Origin of the sequence: Streptosporangium sp. NPDC049376, from assembly GCF_044466505.1 — a bacterium.
Classification (GTDB): Bacteria; Actinomycetota; Actinomycetes; order Streptosporangiales; family Streptosporangiaceae; genus Streptosporangium.
On record NZ_JBITMT010000001.1, the window covers coordinates 507,624 to 526,140 of the forward strand.

General features: G+C 69.4%; 19 protein-coding genes. 10 read left to right on the forward strand and 9 right to left on the reverse strand.

From position 1 onward, the window contains the following. Positions 1-140 precede the first annotated feature (140 nt). Positions 141-1,127 carry a carbohydrate kinase family protein gene (locus ACIBVQ_RS02310; protein ID WP_352008835.1) on the forward strand — a complete coding sequence of 329 codons (987 nt, stop codon included), beginning with the start codon at positions 141-143 and terminating at the stop codon, positions 1,125-1,127. A gap of 39 nt (positions 1,128-1,166) precedes the next feature. Here the strand turns inward: ACIBVQ_RS02310 and ACIBVQ_RS02315 are convergent, their stop codons facing one another. Continuing rightward, a complete protein-coding gene (locus ACIBVQ_RS02315) occupies positions 1,167-1,436 on the reverse strand; it encodes a sulfurtransferase TusA family protein (protein ID WP_352008836.1) in 270 nt (89 codons plus the stop codon). 25 nt (positions 1,437-1,461) lie between these two features. Continuing rightward, positions 1,462-2,598 (reverse strand): cysteine desulfurase family protein, encoded by a 1,137-nt coding sequence (locus tag ACIBVQ_RS02320; RefSeq protein ID WP_399175101.1) that lies wholly within the window; start codon positions 2,596-2,598, stop codon positions 1,462-1,464. 306 nt (positions 2,599-2,904) lie between these two features. On the opposite strand from ACIBVQ_RS02320, the gene coxB reads away from it, so the two are divergent. From coxB to ACIBVQ_RS02340, 4 genes are all read left to right on the forward strand, one after another. Continuing rightward, a complete protein-coding gene (coxB, locus tag ACIBVQ_RS02325) occupies positions 2,905-3,576 on the forward strand; it encodes a cytochrome c oxidase subunit II (RefSeq protein ID WP_352008838.1) in 672 nt (223 codons plus the stop codon). Between the two features lie 68 nt (positions 3,577-3,644). Further along, entirely contained in the window at positions 3,645-5,237 is a 1,593-nt protein-coding gene (ctaD, locus tag ACIBVQ_RS02330; RefSeq protein WP_362910992.1) for a cytochrome c oxidase subunit I, read from the forward strand. Next, positions 5,234-5,629 carry a cytochrome c oxidase subunit 4 gene (locus tag ACIBVQ_RS02335; RefSeq protein WP_352008839.1) on the forward strand — a complete coding sequence of 132 codons (396 nt, stop codon included), beginning with the start codon at positions 5,234-5,236 and terminating at the stop codon, positions 5,627-5,629. Before ctaD ends, ACIBVQ_RS02335 begins: the two co-directional genes overlap by 4 nt. A 179-nt stretch (positions 5,630-5,808) precedes the next feature. After that, on the forward strand, positions 5,809-7,005 hold the full coding sequence (locus ACIBVQ_RS02340) for an Ig-like domain-containing protein (RefSeq protein WP_399175105.1): 1,197 nt from the start codon (positions 5,809-5,811) through the stop codon (positions 7,003-7,005). A 202-nt stretch (positions 7,006-7,207) separates the two neighbouring features. On the opposite strand, the gene ACIBVQ_RS02345 is transcribed toward ACIBVQ_RS02340, so the two are convergent. The 4 genes from ACIBVQ_RS02345 to ACIBVQ_RS02360 are packed head-to-tail and all read right to left on the reverse strand — an operon-like array spanning position 7,208 to position 11,403. After that, a complete protein-coding gene (locus ACIBVQ_RS02345) occupies positions 7,208-8,854 on the reverse strand; it encodes a ubiquinol-cytochrome c reductase cytochrome b subunit (RefSeq protein ID WP_362775293.1) in 1,647 nt (548 codons plus the stop codon). Then, the gene (locus ACIBVQ_RS02350; protein WP_362775295.1) at positions 8,851-9,960 is read right to left on the reverse strand and encodes a Rieske 2Fe-2S domain-containing protein; all 1,110 of its coding nucleotides are present in this window, start codon (positions 9,958-9,960) and stop codon (positions 8,851-8,853) included. The genes ACIBVQ_RS02345 and ACIBVQ_RS02350 overlap by 4 nt, the downstream gene beginning before the upstream one ends. Then, on the reverse strand, positions 9,957-10,769 hold the full coding sequence (locus ACIBVQ_RS02355) for a c-type cytochrome (RefSeq protein WP_352008843.1): 813 nt from the start codon (positions 10,767-10,769) through the stop codon (positions 9,957-9,959). Before ACIBVQ_RS02355 ends, ACIBVQ_RS02350 begins: the two co-directional genes overlap by 4 nt. Positions 10,770-10,785: 16 nt before the next feature. Beyond that, the gene (locus ACIBVQ_RS02360; RefSeq protein ID WP_352008844.1) at positions 10,786-11,403 is read right to left on the reverse strand and encodes a heme-copper oxidase subunit III; all 618 of its coding nucleotides are present in this window, start codon (positions 11,401-11,403) and stop codon (positions 10,786-10,788) included. 195 nt (positions 11,404-11,598) lie between these two features. Between ACIBVQ_RS02360 and ACIBVQ_RS02365 the strand changes: the two genes are divergently transcribed. The 3 genes from ACIBVQ_RS02365 (at position 11,599) to ACIBVQ_RS02375 (ending at position 13,981) form a co-directional block, all read left to right on the forward strand. Then, entirely contained in the window at positions 11,599-11,997 is a 399-nt protein-coding gene (locus ACIBVQ_RS02365; protein ID WP_352009452.1) for a hypothetical protein, read from the forward strand. 24 nt (positions 11,998-12,021) lie between these two features. After that, positions 12,022-13,068 carry an anthranilate phosphoribosyltransferase gene (gene trpD, locus ACIBVQ_RS02370; RefSeq protein WP_352008845.1) on the forward strand — a complete coding sequence of 349 codons (1,047 nt, stop codon included), beginning with the start codon at positions 12,022-12,024 and terminating at the stop codon, positions 13,066-13,068. 85 nt (positions 13,069-13,153) lie between these two features. Next, positions 13,154-13,981, forward strand: coding sequence for a histidine kinase (locus ACIBVQ_RS02375; RefSeq protein WP_352008846.1), 828 nt, complete (start codon positions 13,154-13,156; stop codon positions 13,979-13,981). A gap of 8 nt (positions 13,982-13,989) precedes the next feature. On the opposite strand, the gene ACIBVQ_RS02380 is transcribed toward ACIBVQ_RS02375, so the two are convergent. The 3 genes from ACIBVQ_RS02380 to ACIBVQ_RS02390 all read right to left on the reverse strand — a co-directional run bounded on the left by ACIBVQ_RS02380 (position 13,990) and on the right by ACIBVQ_RS02390 (position 16,399). Then, complete coding sequence (locus tag ACIBVQ_RS02380; protein ID WP_352007292.1) at positions 13,990-14,277, reverse strand: Lrp/AsnC ligand binding domain-containing protein; 288 nt, start codon at positions 14,275-14,277, stop codon at positions 13,990-13,992. A gap of 39 nt (positions 14,278-14,316) precedes the next feature. Continuing rightward, the gene (locus ACIBVQ_RS02385) at positions 14,317-16,041 is read right to left on the reverse strand and encodes a DEDD exonuclease domain-containing protein (RefSeq protein ID WP_352008847.1); all 1,725 of its coding nucleotides are present in this window, start codon (positions 16,039-16,041) and stop codon (positions 14,317-14,319) included. Between the two features lie 142 nt (positions 16,042-16,183). After that, positions 16,184-16,399 (reverse strand): hypothetical protein, encoded by a 216-nt coding sequence (locus ACIBVQ_RS02390; protein WP_352008848.1) that lies wholly within the window; start codon positions 16,397-16,399, stop codon positions 16,184-16,186. A 109-nt stretch (positions 16,400-16,508) separates the two neighbouring features. On the opposite strand from ACIBVQ_RS02390, the gene ACIBVQ_RS02395 reads away from it, so the two are divergent. Then, positions 16,509-17,711 (forward strand): sensor histidine kinase, encoded by a 1,203-nt coding sequence (locus ACIBVQ_RS02395; protein WP_399175110.1) that lies wholly within the window; start codon positions 16,509-16,511, stop codon positions 17,709-17,711. A gap of 56 nt (positions 17,712-17,767) precedes the next feature. Continuing rightward, positions 17,768-18,445 carry a response regulator gene (locus tag ACIBVQ_RS02400; RefSeq protein ID WP_399175112.1) on the forward strand — a complete coding sequence of 226 codons (678 nt, stop codon included), beginning with the start codon at positions 17,768-17,770 and terminating at the stop codon, positions 18,443-18,445. Positions 18,446-18,517: the final 72 nt, after the last annotated feature.

The following is an 18,517-nucleotide window of genomic DNA, read 5'->3' on the forward strand; positions in this document are numbered from 1 at the left end:
GCGGCAAGTGACATACGGCGGCCCCGCGGGGTGAGATCTCTCACCTCGCGGGGCCGCCGTGCGTCCATGTGGTCACGTATTCTTGCGGGGCTCCAAACCCCGTCCATCCAGAAGATGCTGACAACGAGGAGAATGACCCCGTGCGCATCGCCGTCACCGGCTCCATCGCGACCGACCACCTGATGACCTTCCCGGGGCGCTTCGGCGACCAGCTCATCGCCGACCAGCTCGACCGGGTCTCCCTGTCGTTCCTCGTGGACGACCTGCAGGTCCGCCGCGGAGGCTGCGCGGCCAACATCGCCTTCGGCATGGGCAGCCTGGGGCTGCGGCCCGTCCTGGTCGGCGCGGTCGGCACGGACTTCGCCGACTACCGCTCCTGGCTCGAACGGCACGGTGTCGACTGCGACTCCGTGCACACCTCCGAGGTCCACCACACGGCCCGGTTCCTGTGCACGACCGATGACGACCACAACCAGATCGCCTCGTTCTACACCGGCGCGATGGCCGAGGCCAGGCTCATCGAGCTGGGCCCCATCGCCGAACGGCTCGGCGGCCTCGATCTCGTCCTGATCAGCCCCAACGACCCCGAGGCGATGCTCAGGCACACCGACGAGGCCCGGGATCGGGGCATCCCGTTCGCCGCCGACCCCTCCCAGCAGCTCGCGCGCATGCCCGGTGAGGACATCAGGAGGCTCGTGGACGGCGCCGCCTACCTGTTCGGCAACGACTACGAGCGCGGCCTGATCGAGCAGAAGACCGGCTGGTCGGACGAGGAGATCCTGGAGCGGGTCGGCGTCCGCGTCACCACGCTCGGCCCCAAGGGCGTGGTGATCGACCGCAAGGGCGAGCCGTCCCTGCACGTCTCGCCCGCCCCGGAGAACGGCAAGGCCGACCCGACCGGCGTCGGCGACGCCTTCCGGGCCGGATTCCTGTCGGCCCTGGCCTGGGGCCTGTCGCTGGAGCGCTGCGGCCAGCTCGGCAACCTCACCGCGACCCACGTCCTTGAGCGTGTCGGCGGCCAGGAGTACGAACTCGGCCAGGAGGAGTTCCTCAAGCGCCTCGCCGCCGCCTACGGCGCCGAGGCCGCCGAGGAGGCGGGCCGTTTCGTACGGTGCCACCACGCCTGAGGTCGCGCACCGCCCCTCCCGCGCGCCGGGAGGGGCCGGTCAGTAGTTGCGCCGCACGTGGATGGCCCAGCCTCCGTCGGGAAGCTCGTAGCTCGCCACGTGGTGGTGCGACTTCAGCCTGCACCAGGCCGGGATGTCGGTGAAGGCGGCGGGATCGTCGGCCAGGACCGAGACGATCGCGTTGCGCGGCACGTAGTTGATCTGCTCGGCGAGCATGATGATGGGAATCGGGCATTTCTTGCCCAGCGCGTCGATGGTCAGCGCGGGAGGCTGGCCCGCCTCCGCCTCAGCCGCCTGGATGGACGTCATGGAGCGCTCACTCCCCACATCTTGGTCACGACTTGACTCCCGCGTCCTCACGAATCCTCCTCACCGCGTCCGGCAGGACGGTGAGGAAACGGTCGACATCCGTCGCGGACGCGCCCTGGGGCAGCGATACCCGTACGTTCCCGTGCGTAAGCACGCCCATGGCCTCCAAAACATGCGACGGACGAAGCGTACTGGCCGTGCAGGAGCTGCCAGATGATACGGCGAACCCTGCCTTGTCCAATTCTGTCAGTAACGCTTCACCTTCGACGTAAAGACAGGAAAAGGTGATGATATGCGGTGCCCGGGAGACCGGGTCGCCGATCACCTCGACGTCCGGGACGAGCCGGGGGACCTCGGCCCTGATCCGGTCGACCAGCGCGGACAGGCGCGCCGACTCCCTGGCGGATTCGGCGGCCACGGCGCGCAGCGCGGCGGCGGCGGCCACGATCGCGGGCACGTTCTCGAACCCGGGGACCCTGCGCCGCTCACGCTCGTCCTCGGGCAGTGGGCTGCGCCAGCGGGTGCCCTTGCGGACCGCAAGCACACCGACCCCCGCGGGGCCGCCCCACTTGTGCGCGCTGGCCGTCAGCACCGACCAGCCGCCGGGCGGCGGCATCCGGCCCGCGGTCTGCGCGGCGTCGACCAGCAGCGGCACGCCCGCCTCCGCGCACGCCGCCGCCACCTCGGCGACCGGCTGGAGCGTCCCGACCTCGTGATTGGCGCTCTGCAGGCAAGCCAGCGCCGTGCCCGGCGCCAGTACGGCCTCGCGGAAGGCGGCAGGGTCGACCGCGCCGGTGAGGCCGACGCCGACCGTCTCGACGCTACCCCCGTCGCGTTCGTGGACCTCGGCGGCGTGCAGCACACTGGAGTGCTCGACGGCGGAGGTCACCAGGCGGCGCCCGGTCCTGCGCCGCCCGTGCAGGGCGCCCAGCACGCCGAGGTGCACGGCCTGGGTCCCGGAGGAGGTGAAGGAGATCTCGTCGGGGCGGGTTCCCAGGGCCTCGGCGACCTCTGTACGCGCCTGTTCCAGTAACATCCTTGCCCGGCGGGCGGGGCCGTACAGCCTCGCCGGGTCGGCCCAGCCGGCGTCGAGCGCCGCGATGAGAGCCTCGCGTGCCTGAGGGTGCAGCGGCTCTGTCGAGGCCGCGTCGAAGTACGCCACGTCCCAATCGTCGCATCACACGCGGCGCAATCGGGGGCTGCGCGGGGGGGCGAGGGTGGTCCGCGCTAATGTGTCCCCCAGCGTAAAGCTGTGAACTACAAGTTGTGAACATGAACAAACGACCGCCCAGGAGCGATTTCTGGGCTTCATCTGTGGGGTAGGCGATCCGTGAGTCCGACCCGCCGTTCCGCACGGCGTCCGTTGGCCCGCCGCCGGGTGCCACGCGCTGCCGCTCTGGCGCTGCTGCTGGTTTCCGTGTCGGCGTGCAGTGCTGAGAACATCGCCGGGGAGTGGTCTCGTGGCGGTATGACCGAGGGCATCACCAAGCAGGCCGATACCGTCCAGAGCCTGTGGAACGGCTCCTGGATCGCGGCACTCGCCACCGGTTTGGTCGTGTGGGGCCTGATCCTGTGGTCCGTGGCCTTCCACCGTAAGAGGAAGAACTCCAAGGAGAGCCTGCCTCCGCAGGTGCGCTACAACCTCCCGATCGAGATCCTCTACACGGTTGTGCCGATCATCATGGTCGGCGTCTTCTTCTACTTCACCGCGCGGGACCAGAACTACATCAACGCCGTCTCCGGCAAGGCCGACGTCAAGGTCAAGGTCGAGGGCTTCCAGTGGAGCTGGCGCTTCACCACCGACTACAACGGCAAGAAGGCCGAAGTGGTCGGCATGCCCGTCAGCGACTACCGCCAGGGCCCGCGGCTGGTGCTTCCCGCGGGCAAGAAGGTGGAGTTCGACCTCGTCTCGCCCGACGTCATCCACTCCTTCTGGGTTCCCGCCTTCCACTTCAAGCGGGACGTCATCCCCGGAGTGGAGAACAAGTTCGAGGTCGAGACCCTGAACAAGTCCGGTGTGTTCGCGGGCCGCTGCGCCGAGCTGTGCGGTACCGACCACAGCCGGATGCTCTTCTACGTGGAGCTCGTCAGCCCAGCCGAGTTCGACAAGTACATCGCTAGTCAGGCGGGTGCCCAGTGACCGCACTTCAAGAGCCCATCGCTCTGACCCCGGTGACGACCCGCAAGGGCTCGGTCGTCGCGAAGTGGATGTCGTCCACCGATCACAAGATCATCGGACACCTCTACCTCATCACCTCGTTCGTGTTCTTCCTGATCGGCGGCGTGATGGCGCTGATCATGCGGGCCGAGCTGGCGCAGCCGGGGCTGCAGCTCACCAGCAACGAGCAGTTCAACCAGCTGTTCACCATGCACGGCACGGTCATGCTGCTGATGTTCGCGACGCCGCTGTTCGCGGGCTTCGCCAACGAGCTGATGCCGCTGCAGATCGGCGCCCCGGACGTGGCCTTCCCGCGTCTGAACATGGTCAGCTACTGGCTGTTCCTGTTCGGCAGCACCATCGCCCTGTCGGGCTTCCTCACCCCGGGCGGCGCGGCCAGCTTCGGCTGGTTCGCCTACGCCCCGCTGTCGGACGCGATCCACTCGCCCGGTATCGGTGGCGACCTGTGGATCGTCGGTCTGACCATCAGCGGTCTGGGCACGATCCTCGGCTCGGTGAACTTCATCACCACGATCGTGTGCATGCGCGCTCCGGGCATGACGATGTTCCGCATGCCGATGTTCACCTGGAACATCCTGCTCACCTCGATCCTGGTGCTGATGGCCTTCCCGGTGCTGGCCGCCGCGCTGCTGGCGCTTGAGGCCGACCGCAAGCTCGGCACGCACATCTTCGACTCGGCCACCGGTGGTGCCATGCTCTGGCAGCACCTGTTCTGGTTCTTCGGCCATCCCGAGGTGTACATCATCGCGCTGCCGTTCTTCGGCATCGTGACGGAGATCCTGCCGGTCTTCAGCCGCAAGCCGCTGTTCGGCTACATCGGCCTGGTCGGCGCGACCATCGCCATCGCCGGTCTGTCGATCACCGTGTGGGCGCACCACATGTTCCCGACCGGCCAGGTGCTGCTGCCGTTCTTCTCCTTCATGACGTTCCTCATCGCGGTCCCGACCGGGGTGAAGTTCTTCAACTGGATCGGCACGATGTGGCGGGGACACCTGTCGTTCGAGTCGCCCATGCTGTTCTCGATCGGCTTCCTGGTGACCTTCCTCTTCGGTGGTCTGACCGGCGTCATCCTGGCCTCGCCGCCGCTGGACTTCCAGGTGTCGGACTCCTACTTCGTGGTGGCCCACTTCCACTACGTCGTCTTCGGCACCGTGGTCTTCGCGATGTTCGCGGGCTTCTACTTCTGGTGGCCCAAGTTCACCGGCAAGCTGCTCAACGACACGCTGGGCAAGGTCCACTTCTGGACGCTGTTCATCGGCTTCCACACCACGTTCCTGGTGCAGCACTGGCTCGGCGCGGCCGGCTTCCCGCGCCGCTACGCCGACTACAGCCCGGCCGACGGCTTCACCAACCTGAACATGGTCTCCTCGGTCGGCGCGTTCCTGCTGGGCGCATCGACGCTGCCGTTCCTGTACAACGTGTGGCGGACCCACAAGTCCGCCCCCAAGGTCACGGTGGACGACCCGTGGGGCTACGGCAACTCGCTGGAGTGGGCGACCTCCTGCCCGCCGCCGCGGCACAACTTCACCTCGCTGCCGCGCATCAGGTCCGAGCGCCCCGCGTTCGACCTCAAGTACCCGCACATCACCTCGGCCTCGCGTGAGCTGGAGGACAACCGATGAAGGTCCAGGGCTGGCTGTTCATCCTCTGCGGCATCTTCTTCGCCGCGGTGGACGTCGTCTACTGGTTCTGGTCAAGGGAACCGGTCGGCACGACGGCGATGGCGATCTCGGTCGGCTTCGCCTTCATGATCGGCTACTACCTCATGTACACCGCCCGCCGCATCGGCGAGCAGCCTGAGGACGACAAGCAGGGCGAGATCAGCGACGGCGCGGGGGAGCTCGGCTTCTTCAGCCCGCACAGCTGGTGGCCGCTGTTCGTCTGCCTGGCCGTCTCGCTCACCGCGGTCGGCCTGGTCATCGGCTGGTGGCTGTTCCTGATCGGTGTGTTCGCGGTCATCATGAGCATGATCGGGTTCGTCTTCGAGTACTACCGGGGTCACTTCTCGCACTGAGCGCGTCGCCACCCCAGGCTTCCGGAAACGGGCCACGGAGATTCCGTGGCCCGTTTTTTGGTGTTTATTGGGGACCCACACCCATCGCCATATGTGGCGCTCCGCTTACTACGGGTAATAACAGGATCACCGGACCGGTCCTGAACAGGGGAGTACACGTGGGGCACGTGGGACAGACGATGCGTGGTTCGATTCCGGGGGCCGGGCTACTGGCCCTGCTACTGGTGGCCTCATGCTCGGACGGTTCCACCACCGCCGCGCGCGGGCCGGCGGGACCCGTGTCGCACGCGGACGCGGCGGTCAGTGTGGTCCCCCTCGACAGGGCGGGCAACGTGCCCACCCACGCGACCGTCCTGGTGGCGGCCAGCGGGGGGACACTCAGGAACGTCACCGTGAAGGGCCCCAGGAACTCCCTGACGGGTGTGCTGAGCGCCGACGGGACCCAGTGGCACAGTCAGGACACCGCGCTGCCGGGGACGACCTACGAGGTCACCGCGGTCGCGGTGAACCCGGGAGGAAAGGTCAGCGAGACTCACACCTCCTTCTCCACGGTCAAGGCGGAGAAGACCTTCGAGATCAAGGAGTTCCTCCCCGACAAGGAGCTGACGGGCCTGACGGTCGGGGTCGGCATGCCGGTCATGATCACCTTCGACCAGCCCATCACCGACCGCGTCGAGGTCGAGCGCAACCTGGCGATCCGCTCCTCGAAGCCGGTCCTCGGGGCCTGGCACTGGTTCGACGACAAGACCGTGCACTTCCGCCCCAAGACGTTCTGGCCCGCCAACACCACCGTCCGCGTCGACGCCAACCTTGAGGGCGTCAGGGGCGGCAGGGGCGTGTACGGCAAGCAGAACCAGAGCATCCGCTTCAGGGTCGGCCGCTCCCAGATCACCCGGGGCAGCACCCAGACCCACCACCTGACCGTCAGGCGCAACGGCAAGGTCGTCAGGCAGATCCCGATGAGCGCGGGCCAGGGCGGCGCCTGGAAGTACTACACGACCAGCGGCGTGCACCTGGCCATGTCCAGGGAGCCGGTGACCATCATGACCTCGCCCGGCATCGGCCCCGGCTCTCCCGGCTACTACCAGATGACCGTCTACAACACCGTCCGCATCTCCAACAGCGGCGAGTACGTGCACAGCGCCCCGTGGTCGGTCGGCTCCCAGGGGTACTCCAACGTCAGTCACGGCTGCGTCAACGTCAGCCCGGACAACGCCGTCTGGTTCATCAACAACACCCTCATCGGTGACCCGATCATCATCACGGGCACCCCTCGCCCGCTTGAGCCGACCAACGGCTGGGGCCACTGGCAGGAGAACTGGAAGCAGTGGCTGAAGTGGAGCAGCGTCAAGTACTTCACCACCGACTCCCTGTGACGCCTGAAGGCCGCTGAGAGGCCTTTTGCGGCTCTCGGGTCAAGAGGAATGCGGCCAGGCCGTTTCCGGGGCTCCGTGAGCCGTACAGGGGCGTTCCAGGGTGGGCGGGGCTCGTCGCCGGCTCCGGGCGGAGACAGACAACAGGGCCCGGACACCTGATCGGTGTCCGGGCCCCGTCGTGTGGCGAAGCTTGTGACGGCCTCTAGTGGGTCAGGGACCTGTCGTCCCCGCCCGAGCCGACCTGCGCGTGCTCGCCGTGCTCGACGCCGTGACCGTGGCCGTCGTCCAGCGGGATCTTCTCGCCGCCGTAGGCCTTGCTCATCTTGGCGCGGAGCCTGCCGAGCGGGCCGCGCATCCCCTTGGGCGGGATGCCGTCCTTGTCGGTGTCGGTCCCGGCGATGGTCGGAACCGGGGCCTTGCCCCGCAGGTGCGCCTCGATGGAGGCCTCCGGCGGAACGTGGACCTCGATGTACTCACCGTGGGGCAGGCGCTTGATGACACCCGACTCCACGCCGTGCCCGATGATCGCCGCGTCGCTGCGCTGCAGGCCGAGGCAGATCCGGTAGGTGACGATGTAGGCCACCAGCGGACCGAGGAAGACCAGGACCCGGCCGATGTAGGTCGTCCAGTTGAGCGAGACGTGGAAGACCGAGGAGATCTCGTCGTTCGCGCCCAGCAGCCACAGCACACCGTAGAACGTGATGGCCGAGATGCCGATCGAGGTGCGGTGCGGGTTGTTGCGGGGACGGTCGGCGACGTGGTGCTCGCTGCGGTCCCCGGTGACCCACTGCTCCAGGAAGGGATACAGGGCCAGGCCGGTCATGATGATGCCCATCGGGACCAGCGCCGGGATCAGCACGCTCATCGGCAGCGTGAAGCCCAGGACGTTGATCTCCCAGGAGGGCATCAGACGGAGCGAGCCCTCAAGGAAGCCCATGTAGAAGTCGGGCTGGGAACCCGCCGAGATGTCGGCGGGCGTGTAGGGACCGAACAGCCAGATCGGGTTGATCTGGGCGAAGGTGCCCAGCAGCGCGATGACGCCGAACGTGAACATGAAGTACGCGCCCGCCTTGGCCATGAAGGCCGGGTAGAACGGCGCGCCGACCACGTTCTCGTTGGTGCGTCCCTTGCCCGGCATCTGGGTGTGCTTCTGCACCCACATGAGGACCATGTGGGCGGAGATGAGCGCGAGCAGGATGCCGGGGATGAGCAGGATGTGCAGCGAGTAGAACCGGGAGATCACGTCCTCGCCGGGATACTCGCCGCCGAAGAGGAAGAAGGTGATCCAGGTGCCGACCAGCGGCAGCGAGATCGCCACACCCTCGGTGATGCGCAGACCCGCGCCGGAGAGCAGGTCGTCGGGCAGGGAGTAGCCGGTCAGGCCCTCGGCCAGCGCCAGCGTCAGCAGCAGCACGCCGATGAGCCAGTTCAGCTCGCGCGGCTTGCGGTACGCACCGGTGAAGAACACACGGAGCGCGTGCACCATCATGCCGGCGACGAACAGCAGGGCCGCCCAGTGGTGCATCTGCCGCATCAGCAGACCACCGCGCACGTCGAAGCTGATCTGCAGAGCCGAGGCGTACGCCTCGGACATCGTGACGTCCTTGAGCGGTTCGTAGGAGCCCTCGTAGACGACGTGCGCCATGGAGGGCTTGAAGAAGAACGTCAGGAAGGTGCCGGTCAGCAGCAGGATGATGAACGAGTAGAGCGCGATCTCACCCAGCAGGAACGACCAGTGGTCGGGGAACACCTTGCGCAGGTTGCGCTTGAGGAAGTTTCCCGCGCCGAGCCGGTCGTCGAGGAAACCGCTCGCGCCCGCGATGGGCTTCGGAACCGTTCCGGTGCTCATGCGTGGCCTCCCTTCTCACGGACCTCGGCCTCGGCGTCGCCGCGTTCCCAGAAGCTGGGCCCCGGCGGGACGGCGAAGTCGGCCGTGGCGACCAGGTAGCCCTCGCTGTCGACGGCGATGGGCAGCTGGGGCAGCGGCCTGGCGGCCGGACCGAAGATCACCTTGGCGCCGTCCGCGGCGTCGAAGGTGGACTGGTGGCACGGGCACAGGATGTGGTGGGTGGTCTGCTCGTACAGGGCCGCGGGGCAGCCGACGTGCGTGCAGATCTTGGAGTACGCCACGATCCCGTCGTGCGTCCAGTTCTTGTTCGTCCCGGACTTGATCTCCTCCGGGCGGAACTTGATCAGGATCAGCGTGGCCTTGGCCAGGGCGTCGAGGTCGTGCTCGTAACCCTCGGGCACGACCGACAGGATGCCGCCGGGGGAGTTGAAGTCGGCCGCGCGGATCGGCGCGCCGGTTCCCTCGACGACGAGCCTGCGGTCCTTGCCGTCCTTGGTCTTCTCGCCCCAGACGGTGTGCCGCAGCTTCTCGGGGAAGTTCTTGTAGCGCGGGCCGAGGTCGCGCAGCAGCACTATCGGCAGCACGCCCAGCGGGGCGGCGGCCAGCAGGAGCGTACGGCGCAGCAGCGGCCGCTTGGTGATGCCGCTCTCGGCGGCGCCCTGCAGGAAGGTCTCGCCGACCTGCTCCCTGACCTCGGAGGAGGAGGCCATCGTGTGGCGCTCCTGGACCAGGCTGTACTTCGGCATGACCATGCGGACCCAGAACACGATGCCCGCCGCGAGCGACAGCAGCGCCAGGGTCAGCGAGCCGCCCAGCGCCAGGGTCGAGGTCTTGGTCGTCTCGACGTCGCCCACCTGGAAGATCACGTAGGAGGCGACGAAGGCGACCGCGGCCAGGAAGGTGATGAGGAAGCACAGGGCCGCGGCCCGCTCACCCTTCCTGGCGGTCTGCTCGTCCTGCAGGTTCACACCCGGGACGTCGGCTGCGGCTTCGGTGCGCTCCTCCTCGCCCAGCAGGGAGGTGGCCGTCGCGGGCGCCGGGGTGCCGATGACGCGGTGTGGCACGCGCCCCTCGGGCTGTTCGATGTCGTGGTTGTTGTCTGTCATTGGTGGGCCTGTCGCTTCTTGGCGGTGATCCAGATAGCGGCCAGGGCGAGCAGGCTGATGCCCGCGATCCAGGCCACGAGACCCTCGGTCACCGGACCGATGCGGCCGAGGCCGGCGCCGCCCGGGTTGGGCTCGTCACGCACGCCCACGATGTAGGCGATCATGTCCCGCTTCTGGTCGGGGGTGATGATGCTGTCGTTGAACACCGGCATCGCCTGCGGGCCGGTGACCATGGCCTCGTAGATCTGCTTCGGGGTGGCCTCGTTCAGCGGCGGGGCGTACTTGCCCTGGGTCAGGGCACCCCCGGCGCCGACGAAGTTGTGGCACTGGATGCAGTTCGCGCGGAACAGCTCGCCACCCTTCGACTTGTCACCCTTGGCCGGGTCGACCTGCTCGTCGGCGGGGACGGTGGGACCGCCGCCCAGCGACTGGATGTAGGCGGAGAGCTGCCGGACGGTGTCCTCGTTGACCCAGGGCGCCGTCGGCTTGCGCGGGGCCTGGGCGCCGGGGTTGGCCAGGGGCATACGGCCACTGCTGACCTGGAAGTCCACGGCGGCGGCGCCGACGCCGACGAGCGTCGGGCCGTTCTTGGTGCCCTCGGCGCTGAGGCCGTGGCAGCTGGAGCAGCTCTGCTCGAAGAGTTTCTTACCCTCGGCGACGTCGTCGGCCCTGCCGGACGCGATGGCCGCGTCAGCCCGCTCGCTCGTCGGAGCCGCGAGGGTGTAGAACCCCCCGAGCAGCCCAAGGGCAAGAAGCAGGACGGCGTATCTCGCGAGGGGATGCCGCCGCCCAGCGGTGATCCTATTCACAGAGATCCCCGATTCCTTAATGAATGCCGTAGATGGTCACGAAAAGGCCGATCCAGACCACGTCGACGAAGTGCCAGTAGTAGGACACGACGATGGCGCTGGTCGCCTGCTCACGGGTGAAGCGCTTCGCGGCGTACGTGCGTCCCAGCATGAACAGGAACGCGATCAGTCCACCGGTCACGTGAAGGCCGTGGAAGCCCGTGGTCAGGTAGAACACCGAGTCGTACGCGGAGTGCGACAGGGTGTGCCCCTCCTCGACCAGCTGGCTGTACTCGTACAGCTGGCCGGCGACGAACACGGCACCCATCAGGAAGCTGACGATGTACCAGAAGCGCAGCTTGGCGACCTGGCCCTTCTCAGCCGCCCACACGCCCAGCTGACAGGTCACGCTCGACAGGACCAGAATGATCGTGTTGACCAGCGAGAACTGGACGTTCAAGTGAGCCTCCGGCCAGGGGAGACCCTGGCCGAGACTGACCGACCGGATGGTGAAGTACATCGCGAACAGCGCCGCGAAGAACATGAGCTCAGAGGACAGCCAGACGATCGTCCCGACGCTGACCAGGTCTGGCCTGCGGGACGAATGCGCTGTCGTCGTCGTTGATATTGCGGATGCTGTCGCCACGGGCAGCATTATTGCGGTTCTCCTGGTCGGGTCGCCGCACGACCCCCCACTAGGGGGTCCCCGCGCTCCCTAAAACCGGGCTTATGGCGCATTTATCTCATGGATGCGTCCGGTCTGGGTCTCCGGGCGAGCCGCCCGGTACCATCCCAGGTGACCATACATCGACAAGGGATAGTGAGCGCCACCGTGAGCACCGACGACAAGATGAGGGTCCTCGTCTACAGCGACGACGCGAGCACTCGCGAGAAGGTGCGGCAGGCGATCGGCAGGCGTCCCGCCGCCGACGTGCCCCTCGTGGAGATCGTGGAGTGCGCCACCCACGCGAAGGTCGTCCAGCACTTCGACTCGGGTGAGATCGACGTCGCCGTGCTCGACGCCGAGACCCAGCCCGCGGGCGGCATGGGGGTCGCCAGGCAGGCCAAGGACGAGGTGTACGACTGCCCGCCGATCTGCCTGCTGATCGCCCGCCGCGACGACCGGTGGCTGGCCGAGTGGTCCCGCGCCGAGGCCGTCGTGCCGCAGCCGATCGACCCGGTCGTGCTGGCCGACACCGTCGCCGACCTGATGCGCCGCCGCCTGTCGACCCGCCTGACCGCCCGGTAGACCGAACCCCTCTGGAGACCCCACATGGACGCGCGCACCACCTGGCCCGCGTTGTTGTCCGCCCTGCTCGCGGGTGAGCACCTCACCGCGGACGAGAGCTCCTGGGCGATGAACGAGATCATGTCCGGTTCGGCGACCTCCGTGCAGATCGCGGGCTTCGCCGTGGCGCTGCGGGCCAAGGGGGTGACGGTCGCCGAGCTGACCGGGCTGACGCGCACCATGCTGGAACGGGCGACCCCGCTGACGGTCGAGGGGCCCGTCGTCGACGTCGTCGGCACCGGTGGCGACCGAGCCCACACCGTCAACGTCTCCACGATGGCCGCCATCGTGGCCGCCGCGGCCGGCGCCCGGGTCGTCAAGCACGGCAACAGGGCCGCCTCCTCCCTCTGCGGCGCCGCCGACGTGCTGGAGCACCTGGGAGTCGTGCTCGACCTGACGCCGGAGAACACCGCCAGGGTCGCCGTCGAGGCGGGCATCTCCTTCTGCTTCGCGCCCGTCTACCACCCGGCGCTGCGCTTCGTCGGGCCGGCGCGCAAGGAACTCGGCATCCCGACCGTCTTCAACTTCCTCGGGCCGCTGACCAACCCCGCCAGGCCGCAGGCCCAGGCCATCGGCATCTTCGACCCGATCATGCTCCCCGTGGTCGCCGGCGTGTTCGCCGAGCGCGGCGTCTCCGCCCTGGTCTTCAGGGGCGACGACGGTCTCGACGAGCTCACCACCGCGACGACCTCGACCGTCTGGATCGTGCGTGACGGCACCGCGAGGAAGACCGTCTTCGACCCGGCCGTGCTCGGCATCCCCAGGTCCGACCAGGACGCGCTGCGCGGCGGGGACGTGGCCTTCAACGCGCAGGCCGTACGCGACCTGCTGGGCGGCAAGACCGGGCCGGTCCGCGACGCGGTGCTGCTCAACGCCGCCGCGGCCCTGGTCGCCTACGACGCCGCGGGCGACGACCTGGACGCCGCGATGGCGGGCGCCTACGCCAGGGCGGGACAGGCCGTCGACTCCGGCGAGGCCGGGGCGCTCCTCGACCGCTGGGTCGAGGTCAGCCAGGCTCTGAAAACGCCCTGATCCGCGAGTCCTCCCCTCCCGGGCGGACGCAAGATCCTCCCGTGAGGGGATGTCGCGCTGGTCGTGGCCGCCCTAGATTGCGCCCATGTGGCGTGTTGACCTTCCTGCCTGGCGAGTGGCGCTCGGCCTGCTTGTCCTCGCGGTCGTCTGCCTCTCGCTGGCCGCGGCGAGGCTGGCGCGTGAGCGACGCCTGCTGCTGCTGAGCCTGGCCGCCGAGCGCACCAGGCTGGCCGGGCAGCGGGAGGCGCTGAGCCGTGCCGCGGCGATGCGGGAGCGCGCCCGCATCGCCGGGGAACTGCACGACGTGGTCGCCCACGGGGTCAGCATGATGACGCTCGGCGTCGGCGCAGGCCGGATGATCATGGAGAAGGACCCCGCGAGGGCCCGCGAGACACTGCGCGTCGCCGAGGAGTCGGGCCGTCAGGCGCTCGTCGAGTTACAGCGGATCCTGAGCCTGCTGAGCGTCGAGGGCGCCCCCGCGGCGACCAGGCACCCCCAGCCAAGGCTGTCCGACCTGTCCGACCTGCTGACCCAGGTCCGTACGGCGGGCCTGCGGGTCGAGGTGGTCGAGGACGGGTCCCCGGCGGAGGTCGGCCTGACCCTGGAACTGGCGGCCTACCGGATCGTCCAGGAGGCGCTGGGCAACACGCTCAAGCACGCGGGAGCCAGTACGGCCCATGTCACGCTGCGCTGGCGTCCCGGATTCCTCGACGTGCTCGTCCGCGACGACGGCCAGGTGGTTCCTCCGCCCGCCGGGGCCGGCGCCGGGACGGGGCTGCTCGGCATGCGTGAGCGCGCCACGATGTTCGGCGGGAGCCTGGAGGCCAGGCCGATGCCCGAAGGGGGGTTCGAGGTGCGGGCCCGCCTGCCGACAACGGGCGAACTACGCCCGGGGGCCCGCCTGCCCACCTGAGGGGCCGGTCAGTCCGACTCGCCCAGGCCGATCGAGAAGGCGGCCTCAAGGTCGTGCCGGGAGTAGGTGCGGAAGGCGATGTGCGTCTCGGTGCGCAGCACCCCGGCCACCTTGTTCAGCCTGCCGGGGATGACCTCGGCGACCTGCTCGTAGGCGGGGACGCGGACGATGGCCAGCAGGTCGTACTCCCCGGTTATGGAGTAGACCTCGCTCACCCCGTCGAGCTCGGCGATCGTCTGGGCCACCTCGGGGATCCGGTCCACCTCGGCGTTGATGTGCACGATCGCGGTGACCACTGGCTCTCCTCCTGGTTGGGAACTGCTCCCACGACGCTATCAGCGCCCCCTGCGGCCCTCGCCGTCCCCGTACTGCTCACGGGAGCGGTAGGCCAGGTCGATGCGGGACCTGAACCGTCCGGCGCCGCCGATCGGCAGGCTCCAGCCGCCCTCGACCTGCACCAGCCGCACCCCGGGGGCCTCCAGCCAGCGCAGCACGCACTCGGTCTCCTCGGCCCCGGCGGCCGGGACCGGGCCGGGGCCGGGCACGACGGTCTCCGCCGTCGCCACCAGCGCGTCCACGAACGGGGTCGGGTGGGCGCCTCTGGGCATCACCCCGGCCGAGACCAGCCTGCCGTGCCTGACGACGTGGATCTCCCAGTCGCCGCCCGTCAGCGGGGCCGCGGCGACCAGCTGCGGCAGCGAGGTCAGCCCGCGCAGCCGCTGCATGCGCGCCGAGACGCGCACGTAGGAGGCCAGCCGGTCGCGGTCCGCCGCGGCCTCCTCGTAGCGCTCCTCACGGGACAGGCGCTCCATCCTGGCCTCGATCGCGGAGAAGACCTCCGAGGCGTCCAGCTCCATCGCCCTGCGGGCGGCCGCGGCGTGCAGGCCGTACTCCTCGACGCTCTGACGGCCCTCGCAGGGGGCGCCGCACCGGCCGATCCCGGCCAGTGCGCACGCGGGCCGGCCCGTGCGGAGGGTGATCCGCTCCGTGCACCGGCGCAGGGGGATCGCCTCGTGCAGCGCGGAGCGGGCGTCCTCGGCGGCGCGGACGCTGCCGAACGGGCCGAGGTATCCGGCCCCGTCGTCCTTGACCTCGCGCACGACGGACAGGCGGGGGAAGGGCTCCTCGGTGAGTTTGAGCCAGACCATCCGCTCGGGGAAACGCGACCTGCGGTTGTAGCGCGGTTTGGCCGAGCCGATCAGCCTGAGCTCTCTGACCTCGGCCTCAAGGGGGGTGGCGCAGACGATGGTCCTGATCCGCTCGGCGACGGCGACCATCTCGCGGATCCTCGGCCGGGTCTCGGCGGCGGTGAAGTAGCTGCGGACACGGTTGCGCAGGTTGGTGCTCTTGCCGACGTAGAGGGGCTCGCCCCGATCGTCCTCGAACACGTAGACCCCCGGCTCGCCGGGCACCCCGTTGGCCAGGTGGCGTTTGCGGCGTTGCTCGGGCGTCGGCGCCCGCACGAAGCCCTTCAGCTCCTCCAGCGTGTGCACCCCGAACGAGCCCGCCCGCTCGATCAGGGCGTGCAGCACGTCCACGGTCGCCCTGGCGTCGGCGAGCGCGCGGTGGCACGGCTCGGTCCTGCTGAAGACCCTGGCCAGGGTGGAGAGCTTGTAGTTGGGGACCTCGTCGCGGGTCAGCAGCCTGCGGGCCAGCACGACGGTGTCGACCACGGGGTTGCCGGGCGGGGGGTAGCCCAGGGCCGCGCAGGCCGCCCTGACGAACGACAGGTCGAAGCCCGCGTTGTGGGCGACGAACGTGGCGCCCCTGGCGAACTCCAGGAAGGAGGGCAGCACCGAGTCGATCCTCGGCGCGGCGGTCACCATGGCGTCGGTGATGCCGGTGAGCACCGAGATGAAAGGCGGGATCGGTGAACCCGGATCGACCAGCGTGCCGAACTCGCCGAGCACCTCACCGCCGCGAACCTTGACCGCGCCTATCTCCGTGATGGCGTGCTCGTCGGCGGAGACCCCCGTGGTCTCCAGGTCGAACACGACGAACGTGATCTGCTCAAGCGGCGTGCCCAGTTCGTCAAGCGTCCCCTGCACGGCGTACTCCACGGCTCACGACCATAGGAGCATCGACCGACATTTACCGCTCCGGGGTCCGCCTGGCGTCGTTCCCCCTTGGTGTTCCGGCAACCCTCACGTAACCCTCATCTCACCGCGCGGGCACCATGGGGCACGAGAGGCTCAGATGGGCTCACTCGTCCCGTACGGCCGCGCCCGCCGCCCACAGCGCCAGCCCGAGCACCCCGAGCACGATGCAGGCGAAGACCTCGTAGCCCTCCAGCAGGCCCACGCGGTGCACCAGGAACCACTCGCGGCCGAGGCTCCCCGGCCCCCCGAACTCGCCGATCACGCCGCCGGCGGCCTGGACGACGCAGACGCTCCCGAGGATCCGCAGGGTCGCTCTCATGCCCTCGATGGTGACGCGGGGGCCGGATGGGCCGCGTCGGCCGAAAGTCGGCGGAACATCGACTTTGGTCGGTACCGGACGTTCCGGATGGGTCCTACCCTCGGACAACGTGACGGAGTATCGGTGGCTGCTGCCCGCGGTCCTGCACGGTGACCTGGCGGGCGAGCGGTCCCCGACGCGGCGTTCGGCCCGCGACTGGGGTGTCGACATCGTCGTCTTCGTCGTGGCCGCGCTGCTGGGGCTCGCCACCGCGCTGGCCATGCGACCCGGAGGTTCGACCCCGTACGCCGTCGTCCTCACCGACCAGATCGTCGGGGCCGCCGCGTGCGCGCTGCTGTGGCTGCGGCGCCGCTGGCCGGTCGGCCTGGCCCTCGTCATGGTGCCCGCCGCGCTCGCCTCGGGCATCGCCTCCGGAGCCGTCGCCGTGGCGCTCTTCACGGTCGCGGTGCACCGCCCCTTCAAGACGGTCGCCGCGATCACCGGGTTGCACGTCCTCGCACTCGTCCCCCAGCTGTGGTGGCGGCCCGACCCGGAGGTCTCCTACTGGGGGGCGATGGCGTTCTCGGTGCTGTCCTACCTGCTGCTGATCATGTGGGGCATGTTCGTCAGGGCGAGGCGCCAGCTGGTGCTCTCGCTGCGCGACCGCGCCGAACGGGCGGAGGTCGAGGCCGAGCTGCGGGTCGAGCGGGCCAGGCACATGGAGCGCGAGCGCATCGCCAGGGAGATGCACGACGCCCTCGCGCACCGCCTGTCGCTGCTCAGCGTGCACGCCGGGGCCCTGGAGTACCGCCCCGACATCCCCCGCGACGACCTGGTCAGGACGGCGGGGGTGCTCAGGACGGGGGCGCACCAGGCGCTCCAGGACCTGCGGGAGGTCATCGGCGTGCTGCGGCTCGGCGGCGAGGAGACCGCCCCTGACCGGCCCCAGCCGACCCTCGCCGACCTGGAGGGCCTCGTCGAGGAGTCCAGGCTCGCGGGCATGGAGGTGACGCTCGACATGCGGGTGGCCGAGCCGGGCAGGGCGCCCGCCGGGCTCGGCAGGAACGTCTACCGGATCACCCAGGAGGGGCTGACCAACGCGCGCAAGCACGCGACCGCGGCCCCGGTCGACGTCACCGTCAGGGGAGGGCCGGGAGACGGGCTCACCGTCGAGATCGGCAACCCCACGGCCTCCGGGCGGACCATCCCGGGCAGCGGGACGGGGCTGATCGGGCTCACCGAGCGGGCCGGGCTCGTGGGCGGGCGCCTCGCCTACGGTGTGGGTGAGGACGGCAGGTTCCGGCTCAGCGCGTGGCTGCCGTGGGCCACGTGAGGCGTACGGCGGGGCGATGACGGCCGAGGTGACGGGGTGTGGTTGACGTGGCGGACATGAGTTCCCCGCCCGCGGGTCAGGCGATCCGCGTGCTGATCGTGGACGACGACGCCCTCGTCAGGGCCGGGCTGTCGATGATCCTCGGCGGCGCCCCCGACCTGCTCGTCGTCGGCGAGGCGGGGGACGGGCTTGAGGTACCGGAGCTGGTTGCCGCGCACCGGCCGGACGTGGTGCTGATGGACATCCGCATGCCCAGGGTCGACGGACTGACCGCGACCGAGCGGCTGCGCGCAGCCCCTGCCCCTCCCGAGGTGGTCGTGCTGACCACCTTCCACGCCGACGCCCAGGTGCTCCGGGCCCTGCGGGCCGGGGCGGCGGGGTTCCTGCTGAAGGACACCCCTCCGGCCGACCTGGTCACCGCGATCCGCAGGGTCGGCGCGGGCGAGCCGATCCTGTCGCCCGCCGTCACCAGGCAGCTCATCGCGCACGTCTCCGACGTCGGCGCGGGCACCCGCAGGGAGCAGGCGCGGGCGTCGCTCGCGGTGCTCAGCGAGCGTGAGCGCGACGTCGCGCTCGCCGTCGGCAGGGGAAGGTCGAACGCGGAGATCGCCGCCGAGCTCTACATGAGCGTGGCGACGGTCAAGGCGCATGTCTCCCGGGTGCTGACGAAGCTGGAACTGAACAACCGGGTCCAGATCGCGCTGACCGTTCACGACGCGGGTCATTTGATCTGACCTGTTCTGATCTGAATTGGCCAGGTATGGACACGACCGTGCCGAGCATGGCCGGGGCACCTGGCCGGACAC